The following is a 3049-nucleotide window of genomic DNA, read 5'->3' as shown; positions in this document are numbered from 1 at the left end:
TACAAATTCTTGCGCCATTGCCTACAGCTACGCCAGAATCCGCCGGCTTGTGCGCTTTGGGGTCGGGTTCTATTGTGGTCCGGTCGCTGACGAATCAGCGATCGGGTTTAGCGACTCGAACTCAAGTCAAAGGTGCATCGGCGTTCCAGGCTTCGTTGCGGATCTGTATTTTCGCGATTTCGTCATGGTGGCTGTATGCGGGAGACCTTCGGGTCTGCCGGGTGCCTTTGACCGGTTCGCTAACCTGCGTACAGCCGCCACCCCTCCTGTTTAGCGACAGGTTGTAGCGGCTCCACTTCAAAGGAGCTTTACCATGATCAAACCAACACCCAACCCACCCGAAACCGACCCTACCTCCCCCTACGAATCCCTCGATTCCAAAAAACTCCACCAAGCCGCCGACCGCGCCCTCGACCACTACCTCTGCCCACCCGGCTCCACCCCACCGCCCTTCAGCCCCCGCGCCATGTACGCGGTCACCGCCGACACCAAAAACGAAGACCTGCTGGCCAACGCTTGCGAAACCCTTGCCTCGGCCAAAACCATCGCCCAGGAAATCGCCGGACTGGTCAAGCCATCTCAGCGCCGAACACTGATGGGGATCGCGCAGCTGATCATGCTCGGCGAGCTGGCGGTGAATCGGGTGCTGGATAATCTGGAGTTGCCGCAGTAGCCGGGGTCAGCGGCTGCTGACTTCCTCGCGGGCAAGCCCGCTCTCACAGGTATCGGCGTCGATCACACACCTTGTTTATGTCCCCTTTTTCTTTATGCCGCCGCGATGCTGTTGCGTGATGGTCTTGATGTGATGGATGTAATGGGCCGGCAGATTCGTTGGCGCTCTGATAGCGGCAAGATCAAAAGATCGCAGCCTTCGGCAGCTCCTACTGAGGTCGGTGTAGGAGCTGCCGAAGGCTGCGATCTTTTGCGTTCAAACCACTGACCGTTCGTCGCCACCTGTCAGAGTTGACAGTAGCCAGTCTTCCCCGTCCGGTGTTTGATCAACCGATCCCGGCCAGCATTCCTTCTGGCCAGCCACCAGGAAGGTGTCCCATGACAACCACTCAGCCACGCAACGATTCGCAAACGCTCTACCCCGCCAAAATCGCATTGGCCACCGACGGTGTCATCAGCGATGAAACGCCGCCCGCCGGCGTGCCGGTGCAGGGGGTGCCGCCGGGAATTTTCAAGGAGGTGCGTCGCGACAACGGCACGTTCGCTGCGGCGGTCCAGGTGCAGGTCGATCCGCCGATGGATCCCGGCCAATACGATGAAATCACTCTCTGGCTCAATGGCGTGCAGATCGGCCTGCCCCAGCAAGTCGGCAATGAAATCATCACCTTCAATATGTTCCAGTCGGACTTGCGTGACGGGGTTACCAACGTCATCCAGTACAAATTGAAAAGACACTCCGGCAATCAAGACGAATCCACCGAATTATGGGCGCTCTACAGTGCGACATTGCCCGGTGGCAATGATGTACCGGGCAGTGGCGAGCATCCGGGTCTGGGCATCAGCCTGCCGGCCGAATGGGGTGATCCGGCGAGCATCGACGAGGATAAAATCGAAAAAGGGGTGCCCCTCACCCTCACGTACTCGCACATAAAGGCCTACGACAAGGTCACCGTGGAAATCGGCAACGAACGTTTCGACTTTCCGGTAACACCGGCTGAGGTGGGCGAATCCTTTGTGGCGAAAATCGAGAGCAAGCACTTCGAACTCATTGGCAGTCAGGAGAACTGCCCGTTCTCCTACACCGTGGTCGATCAACTGCTCAACGCCACGCATAAACGGCGCTGGTCGAAGATCATTCGGGCGAATATCAATTTGCTGGCCAAACCGATTTTGCGGGAAGTACTCGACGACGCAGAGGATGAGGCAACGGAAATCGACCTGGGGAAACTGGCCGATGATGATTTGCTGGTGCTGGTCTCAACCCGAAGTGACGCTTTCAATCTGGGTGACAAGATCAAGGCTGAGTATATCGCCAGGATCGAAGGACAAATCGTCGCTGATGCGCAGGTAGAGGGCACCGTCGAACCAGACGAAATCGGCGAGAAAAAGCGCAGCGTTTTGAAGGTGCCCAATGCCAAGGTCATTGCCGAAAGTAGCGTGACGGTGACTTACGCGTTGTTCAGGCCTGATGGCGATCCGGTGGGCAAGTCCGTAACTGCCACGGCGACAGTTGTGGGTTCGCGCATTGTGCTTGAACCGCCGAAAATCAAGGAAGCCCCCAACGACACTAGTCTCGACCCGCTCGATGCCCAGAATGCATTGACCTCAGTGATCAACTATGACGGCATGCTGGTCGGCGACAAGATTATCGTCCGCTTGACCGGCGCCCCCGGAACGCCGGCTGCCGGTTCGCACACCACCGAGCCATGGCCCGTCACCACCGTCGGCCCGCAGGAAATACCGCTGGCCGTCTCGGTGATCGCCTTCAACCTCGACAAGTCAATCACGCTTGACTACTCCGTGACACGCGGCACCCAGCAACCGAAAGACTCGCAGACGCGTACGTTGGCGGTGTCGCCCATTGCGCAAAGCGATTTGCCCGGGCCGCTGATCGTGCAGGCCTCCGAACAAGGCGAAGGGCCGGAGTTGGACGTCAGTCAATTGACCACCAACGCCACCCTTCGCGCGAACAGTTACCCGCATATTGCGTTGAGACAATATGTCTGGCTGAAAGCGAAAGGGACATTAAAAGGCGGGGGCGACTACTCGAAAACCTTCTGGCAACCGCCGGGTTCGCAAACCAATGCGACGTGGATCGACCAGGGTTTTTACACCCACACATTTCCGCTGCCGGACTTGCAAAGCCTGGAAGATGGCAGAGACCTGGAACTGGAGTTCAAGGCAGGTTTTGGTGGTACTCAAGTCGAGACAGAGGCCGTGACGTTTGCGCTACGGACTTACAGGATCAAGGCCTACGAAAACGTTGTGCCGACCCTGGATTCGGTAAAAGGCTCACCCAGCGGGGATGAAATCGCTCAAGGCGGGAGCACAGTGGAAACGGCTGTCACCCTGAGCGGCGTCGCGGCCAAAGGCCAGA

General features: G+C 58.0%; 2 protein-coding genes. Both read left to right on the top strand.

From position 1 onward, the window contains the following. The first annotated feature begins 313 nt into the window (after positions 1-313). The gene (locus tag ACWR1S_RS30700; protein ID WP_454566120.1) at positions 314-673 is read left to right on the top strand and encodes a DUF6124 family protein; all 360 of its coding nucleotides are present in this window, start codon (positions 314-316) and stop codon (positions 671-673) included. Positions 674-1050: 377 nt separating this feature from the next. Further along, a partial coding sequence (locus ACWR1S_RS30695; RefSeq protein WP_454566119.1) for a hypothetical protein occupies positions 1051-3049 on the top strand: 1999 nt, incomplete at its 3' end.

This window comes from Pseudomonas sp. AIG (genome assembly GCF_977020205.1).
The sequence above is the reverse complement of the archived record's forward strand: the minus strand, read 5'-3'. Positions and strand labels throughout refer to the sequence as shown.